Consider the following 6,950-nt stretch of genomic DNA (forward strand, 5'->3'; position numbering starts at 1 on the left):
CCCTGTCTGGCAAAGGGGAAGGAATCTGCCAGACACCAACCTCCCAACCAGACACACCGTAATTAAGCAGCGACACACCACTAGTGCCGCGACAGGCAACGTTTGCCCGTCAAGAGCGGCGTCCGGTGCGTGCTCTCGGCGTGCCGGCCGGAAGCCCTCGTACTGGACGTACTTGGGCTTTCGGCCGGTGCGGCGAGAGGGCGTGCCGGGCGTCGCGACGGGGCGAACGTTGCCTGCCGGGGCACTAGTCACAGATCGTGTCCGGAGGGCAGAAGTGGGCCACGGCCGTCAGCACCAGGCCGAGTTCGGGGTCGACGCCGTCGCCGGCGGGGCCGTAGGCGGCGATCGCGTACACCTTGCCGTCGCTCGGCGCCGTGAAGCGCACGTCCTGGACGTGCCAGCTGCCGACCTCCGGTTCGCCCCGGAAGGCGTCGGCGCGGTACTCCAGCCGCATGCCGGTGACGCCGCCGTCGTCGAACGGCTCCAGGGCGACCTGCTCGAAGCCGTCGGCCTTCGGCGTCCCGTCGGAGAGGAACAGGTCGAAGGACTCCTCCGGCGAGGCCTCCGCCACCTCGTACACCTGGAGGCGGCGGTACCCGTCGGCGCTGCGGTAGTTGACCACGTCCATGCCGTACTGGGAGGCCACCGACTCGCGTGTCCAGCCCAGCGGCAGGGCGATGGTGAAGCCCTCGGCGTCCGTGTGGAGCTCGTAGCCGGCGGGGAGGCCGGACACCTGGTCGGACGGGGAGGCGGAGGCGCCGTCGGCCGGTCCGGCGCTGCCCGTGCCGGTCTCCGTCGCGCCGGACGGCACGCCGCCGCTCGGCGACGCGCTGACGGAGGCCGCCCTGTCGTCACCGGAGCCGCCGTCCTCGCCGTCGTCCCCGACCACCTGCGTCAGCACCAGCGCCACGGCGACCCCGACCGCGACGGCCCCGCCCAGCACGGACCACACGAGCCGGCGGCCCGGTCCCCGCGTCACGGGCGCCGTCGGATCCGCGGGCGGCCAGACCCCGCCGTTCGGCAGCTCAGGGTTGGACCAGGTGTCGTACCCCGCACCGGCCTGCTCACCCTGGGTCGGCGTCCCGCTGTCCTGCCGCCCGTCCGGGACCGGCGGCAGGAACTGCGGGCGTGGCGGGGGCGGCGGTGTGACCGGAGCGGTGCCGCCGGTGCCGTCCTCCCAGCGCTGGGTGTCCTCGTTCCAGTACCGCGGTCCCCCGTTCATCGCGTCCCTCTCACATTCCCAGCAGTCCGGCGACGGTCCCGGCCGACGCGAACAGCGTCACGATGCTCTGGGCGTCGGTGAGCACCGCCCGCAGCCGCTGGAGCCGTCCCTCACCGGCCGCGCCGGTCCGGGTGATCTCGCCCTCGGTCTCCGCGAGGGCGGCGTCGAGCTGCGTGGTCTGCTCGCTCTGCTGCAGCCGGGCCAGATCGGCACGCAGTTCCCGAACGGCCGTCAGCAGTTCCTCGGCGGCCTCGTCGCGCCCCGCCGGGGCGGCGTTACGGGTCTCGGCGCGGGCGTTCGCGCCGAAGGCGAAAGCGGAGTTGTCGGCCCGGCCGATGCTGACCCTGGGCTCGTCGGGTGCCATCGCTAGTCGGATCCCTTCCGCGGCTCGGAGCCGCCGGTCGTGGTCTCGGCGCGGGCGCCCGCACCGAAGGCGAAGGAGGAGTTGTCGGCCCGGCCGATGTGCACGGCGCCGTTGCTGATGTTCACGATCTTCTGCACGAACTCGCCGGTCTCGTAGCCCGCGTCGGCCAGTGCCAGCCGCACGCCGCGCCCGATGCGGTCCTGGATGCTCCGCAGGTACCGGGCGACGTCCATCTCCTGGAAGGTGGACCCGGCCGGCACCGAGGCCAGTTCCCGCACCGAGAGGGCCGGACCGTCGGGCAGCGCGCCCGTGTAGCCGCCGGTCAGCAGCCGCCACACGTGGACCGCGCCCCGGCCGAGCGAGACGAGGGACCGGCCTGCGGACCCCGGCACCAGGGCGGCCGCGCCGGCCACCTTGCCGACCAGGTTGCTGGTGCGGAACCGGTGCGAGGTACGGTCGGCGTCCTTGAAGTCCGCGCGGACCGGGGTCAGGACGTGCGGGGCGATCTCCAGCACCAGCATCCGGCCCTGCGTGTGCAGGCGCACGAAGACGGTGACGACCAGCTCCTCCTCCCAGCCGCCGACGCGGATGCGCAGGAAGTGCCGGCGCTTCTCGCCGCCCTCCTCGACGGCGCGCGCCCGGTGCTCCTCGAACGCCGCCGGGCTGTAGGGCGCCTGGTCGCGGGAGAGGAGCCCTTCGACGGGCAGGAACACACACTCGTCGATCTCCAGGCGGCGCAGCCGGTCGCGCACGCCGGGGCCGGCGTACTCGGCGGGCACCCGCAGCTGATCGAGCAGGGGCCGGATCCGGTCCAGGATCACGCGGTTGCTGAGCGGCTGCTGCTTCTTCTCCTCGTCCGGCCGGAGTTCGACGGCGAGCACCCAGGTCTCGACCTCCGCGCCCGCCCCGCAGAACGGACGCGCCTCGTGGTACATGACCAGCGGCGCGTGCTGTTCCAGCCGGATGCGCTGCATCAGCCGCCGGAACCGCTCCCCCCCGCCCTGCTCCGCCGGGTCGCTCGTCGCGTCCGGGAAGCGCTGCGGGGACAGCTCGCCGGCGAGCGCGCGGGTGAACTGGGTGCGCTGCGCACTCGCGCAGAGTCCGATGAGCGCCAGCACCGCGAGACCGAGCCAGGCCTGCCACGGCTCGACCGCGGCCGCGAATGCGTCCCGGAGCGACTCCAGCAGCTCGCCGAGGAAGCCCGTGCCGGAGTCGGCGGAACCGTAAGGGTCGTACGAGGACCCATATCCGTAGTCGTAGGAGGAATCGTCGCCCGCGCCGCCGAACGCGGCCGCGACCAGTCCGGCCAGGACGATCGCCACGAGGACACGGCCCCACCAGCGCACGAGGAACGCGAGGAGCCCCCGGTACCAGGGCGGCTGGGCGGCACGGCCCCGGATCAGGGGCGCGACGGCGAGCAGCAGGCTCGGCCACAGCAGCCCGGCGAGCAGCCCGCCGCTGAGCGGCGCCCCGATCACCCACAGGCCGATGATGGCCGCCGACCACTGCAGTTCCTGGCGCCGGGCGCGCAGCGCGTGCGCGAGCACCCGGGCCGCGTCGAAGCCGAGCGACGGCGCGACGACGCGCTGTTCGTTGAGGTAGAGCTGCTCGATGACGCGGTCGCGGTAACCGGAATCGAGATAGGCGCCCGCGCACAGCAGCCGGGTGGCCTCACTGGCGTGCGGTGGCGTGGGCGGGAGGTCGGGCGGTGTCGCGCCCGTGTGCTGTGGTTGCTGCGGCACGTATGCGGTACTCACGCCACTCCCCCGATGCGTGAAATGTCCCTGAGCAAAGCCGAGTTGAAGGTGCGTCAGCATAGCGGACGAGCACGTTCCGGCAGAACCGGATGGTCGTGGTTCAGCCGTACGGGTGAGTTTCCTTTCCATCGGCACGCGCAGGGCCCCGCACCGGCGCGAGCGGTGCGGGGCCCTGCGGAGGCCGGAGTGGGCTCAGATGAGGCCGAGGCCGCGCACGGCCTCGCGCTCCTCCTCGAGCTCCTTGACGGAGGCGTCGATACGGGCGCGGGAGAACTCGTTGATCTCCAGGCCCTGGACGATCTCGTACTTGCCGTCCTTGCAGGTGACCGGGAAGGAGGAGATGAGCCCCTCCGCGACGCCGTACGAACCGTCCGACGGGATGCCCATGGAGACCCAGTCGCCCTCCGCGGTGCCGTTGACCCAGGAGTAGACGTGGTCGATGGCGGCGTTGGCGGCGGACGCGGCCGACGACGCGCCACGGGCCTCGATGATCGCCGCGCCGCGCTTGGCGACGGTCGGGATGAAGTCCTCGGCGAGCCACTTCTCGTCGCTCACGACCTCGGCGGCGTTCTTGCCGGCGACGGAGGCGTGGAAGATGTCCGGGTACTGGGTGGCGGAGTGGTTGCCCCAGATGGTGAGCCGCTTGATGTCGGAGACGCTCGAACCGGTCTTCTTCGCCAGCTGGGTCAGCGCGCGGTTGTGGTCCAGGCGGGTCATCGCGGTGAACCGCTCGGCCGGTACGTCGGGGGCGGCGGCCTGCGCGATGAGCGCGTTGGTGTTGGCCGGGTTGCCGACGACCAGGACCTTGATGTCGTCCGCGGCGTGGGCGTTGATGGCCTGGCCCTGCGGCTTGAAGATGCCGCCGTTGGCCTCCAGCAGGTCGCCGCGCTCCATGCCCTTGGTACGGGGCCGGGCACCCACGAGCAGCGCGACGTTGGCGCCGTCGAAGGCCACGTTCGGGTCGTCGGTGATGTCGATGCCCTGGAGCAGCGGGAACGCGCAGTCGTCGAGTTCCATGGCCGTGCCCTCGGCCGCCTTCAGCGCGGGCGTGATCTCCAGCAGCCGCAGCCTGACCGGCACGTCCGCGCCGAGCAGCTGGCCGGAGGCGATGCGGAAGAGCAGGGCGTAACCGATCTGGCCGGCCGCGCCGGTGACGGTGACGTTCACGGGAGTGCGGGTCATGGCGTTCTCCGTATGACAGCTGGCGGTGGGGCGTCCCTGCCCCGGGCGGATGATCGATCTCTTGGCGTCAAGAGAGATCCAGCGGTCAGGCTATCGCGCCTCCGCCGCCCCGCACGGCCGGGGCGGTGTGGCCCGCCCCACAGCCCCACCCCGCCCCACCCCGATGACCTGCGAAAGAGGCGGCCGCCCGTCCGGGAGAGGGGGATCAGGGCGACCGCCAGGTGGGGTACCGACCAAGCCGGACTCCCGTGGGGGTACCAGTCGCGTGCCCGACTCTCGGCCACCCATGCGTCGGCACCCCCGGAAATGTCCCCAGCCGCGGGCACGCACAGCCGCCATAGCTGCGGGCAGTCGTGCCGCTATGGCGGCACGGGTGGGCGCAGCGGCACCCCACCAGCGCCGGCGAGCACACCCACCCCCGGCCAGCCCCAACACCGGGCAACCGGCAAACGCGGCCCAGCCGACGCAGTCAACCCGCACCCCGCCGGCGCGGGCAGGCGACACCCACCCACCGGAGGGCTACCGCACCGGCACCGCCCTCACTCCGTGCACCCCTTCTCCCCGGACGCCAACGCCGCACACGCCTTCGCCTCGCCCGCACCCTTCACGGCCACCATCGGCGTGTACGCAATCGTGTCGCCCGCAGCGCTGATGCTCGCGTCCTGCTTCGCCTTACCGGCCGTCACCTGCACCGCATCCCCCTGCGCCGCCCCGGTGATCCGCCCCCAGGCCGCCCGGCAGGTCTCGCTGTACCGCACCTCCACCACGGCCGTCCCCACCGTCCCGGTCTTGGCCGTGGTCACCAGGTCACCACTGCACCCCATGCTCTCCGCGTCCTTGCCCGTGCAGCTCTCACCACTGCACTTCACCCCGGCCGGAAGGTCGGGATTGCTGCTGACGGAGGGTGAGGGCGGCGCAGCGGCGCCCTTGTTGTCGTCCCCGCCGACGTCGGTGAGGTAGAAGGCCCCCGCGATCACCACCAGCACACCGACGGCCGCCGCGAGAAACGTCGCCGCGCGCCGCTTCCCACCCGAGTCACCGCCACGCGAGGGCCGGGCATCCCGCAACGGCGGTTCGCCATACGACCCGACAGGCGCCGGCGTACGGCCAGGACCGCCGGGACCCGGAACGCCGGAGCCAGGGGCACCCAAGGCACCACCCGCCGCCCCGTGATACGCGGCCACCCCCCAGGAGTTACCGGACGACGCAGCCCCGTCCCGCGCCCCGTCCACCCCGGTATCCCGAACGACTGCATCCCGCACCTCCGGAGCCGTCGGCTGTGGCGGCACCGTCGGAGCCACCCCCGCCGGCCCGGCGATCCCGGGCGTGACCGCGGCGGCGCTGCGGCCCCCCTTGCGCGCGGCGGCCCGCCCGCCCTTGCCGTCGGCCTGCGAGCCCCCCAGCTCCCCGAGCGCGGCACGCGCCTGGGAGATCCGGATGGCCTCCATGGTCATGTCGTGCCGCATCTCCGACCGGCTCCACGAGCGCTCGGCCAGCTCCCACAGCGTGGTCAGATGCACGGGATTGGTCCCGGTGACCTCGGCCAGCGCCACGATCGCCCCCTTGGGCGCGAGCAGCCGGCCGTTGAGATACCGCTCCCAGGACGTCTTGCTGTAACCCGTGGCGTCCGCCATCGCGGCGATGCTCAGCTCGCTGCGGTCCACGAGCCGCCGCAGCGCGGTCGTGAACTCCTCGATCTGCGGATCGAGTTCATCGGGCAAGGCCCTCCAACGAGGCATTGCTTCCCCCCTCATTCCCCCGGTCGTGCTGGTATTTCGCCCGCGCATGGTGCCCGTGGCCGATCCCCTTCTCGGCTACCCACAGGGATGCGCCCGACAAGGATCTCAGTTCCCGGGGGGGCGCACGGGAGCATCATGGCAGTCGGGACGCCCCGGACGTCCCGATTGCCCACGCCAGCCCTGCCCTTGAACCACTTCGCGGCAGATCCGCGAACTTGTCAAGACATCGACACACAGAACGTACATGTACGGTCACGCCAGGCGCACACGCCCCGCACACCCCCCCCACGTGCCGGAACGGTCACTTCCGTGCCACAGCGCCCTGACAGCCGTTGAACAGCCCGCTCACCGTGCCGGAGGGTGGATGCCGACGGCGGCCCGTCCCCGCTCGGGGGAGAGGACGGACCGCCGTCGCTCACGAGCGGCCGGGTCCCGGCCCAGTGCCCGGCAGGCAACGTTCGCCCCGTCGCGACGCCCGGCACGCCCTCTCGCCGCACCGGCCGAAAGCCCAAGTACATCCAGTACGAGGACTTCCGGCCGGCACGCCGAGTGCACGCACCGGACGCCGCTCCTTGACGGGCAAACGTTGCCAGCCGGAGCACTAGTAGACTGTCGCGGCTAATATTTGGGATAAAGGTGACGCAGTTTGATGCGTGCATCGTGGGTGGTGAACTGCCAGTCCACCT

The 6,950-nt window shown here is 72.3% G+C and carries 5 protein-coding genes; all 5 read right to left on the bottom strand.

Going from position 1 to position 6,950, the window contains the following annotated elements; genetic code table 11:
* Nucleotides 1-244: 244 nt before the first annotated feature.
* A complete protein-coding gene (locus tag H8R17_RS43920; protein ID WP_187828764.1) occupies nt 245-1,222 on the bottom strand; it encodes a hypothetical protein in 978 nt (325 codons plus the stop codon).
* A gap of 10 nt (nt 1,223-1,232) precedes the next feature.
* Nucleotides 1,233-1,586 carry a hypothetical protein gene (locus tag H8R17_RS43925; protein WP_187828765.1) on the bottom strand — a complete coding sequence of 118 codons (354 nt, stop codon included), beginning with the start codon at nt 1,584-1,586 and terminating at the stop codon, nt 1,233-1,235.
* A 2-nt stretch (nt 1,587-1,588) separates the two neighbouring features.
* Complete coding sequence (locus H8R17_RS43930; RefSeq protein WP_187828766.1) at nt 1,589-3,343, bottom strand: hypothetical protein; 1,755 nt, start codon at nt 3,341-3,343, stop codon at nt 1,589-1,591.
* Between the two features lie 192 nt (nt 3,344-3,535).
* The gene (locus H8R17_RS43935) at nt 3,536-4,525 is read right to left on the bottom strand and encodes a malate dehydrogenase (RefSeq protein ID WP_187828767.1); all 990 of its coding nucleotides are present in this window, start codon (nt 4,523-4,525) and stop codon (nt 3,536-3,538) included.
* Between the two features lie 539 nt (nt 4,526-5,064).
* Nucleotides 5,065-6,264 carry an XRE family transcriptional regulator gene (locus H8R17_RS43940; protein ID WP_187828768.1) on the bottom strand — a complete coding sequence of 400 codons (1,200 nt, stop codon included), beginning with the start codon at nt 6,262-6,264 and terminating at the stop codon, nt 5,065-5,067.
* Nucleotides 6,265-6,950: the final 686 nt, after the last annotated feature.

The sequence above is a fragment of the Streptomyces sp. TRM68367 genome (assembly GCF_014495685.1).
Lineage (GTDB): Bacteria > Actinomycetota > Actinomycetes > Streptomycetales > Streptomycetaceae > Streptomyces.

Excerpts from the sequence above, each read along its gene's own strand:
- H8R17_RS43920 (WP_187828764.1), bottom strand. The coding sequence starts at position 1,222 with ATGAACGGGGGACCGCGGTACTGGAACGAGGACACCCAGCGCTGGGAG.
- H8R17_RS43925 (WP_187828765.1), bottom strand. The coding sequence starts at position 1,586 with ATGGCACCCGACGAGCCCAGGGTCAGCATCGGCCGGGCCGACAACTCC.
- H8R17_RS43935 (WP_187828767.1), bottom strand. The coding sequence starts at position 4,525 with ATGACCCGCACTCCCGTGAACGTCACCGTCACCGGCGCGGCCGGCCAG.
- H8R17_RS43940 (WP_187828768.1), bottom strand. The coding sequence starts at position 6,264 with ATGCCTCGTTGGAGGGCCTTGCCCGATGAACTCGATCCGCAGATCGAG.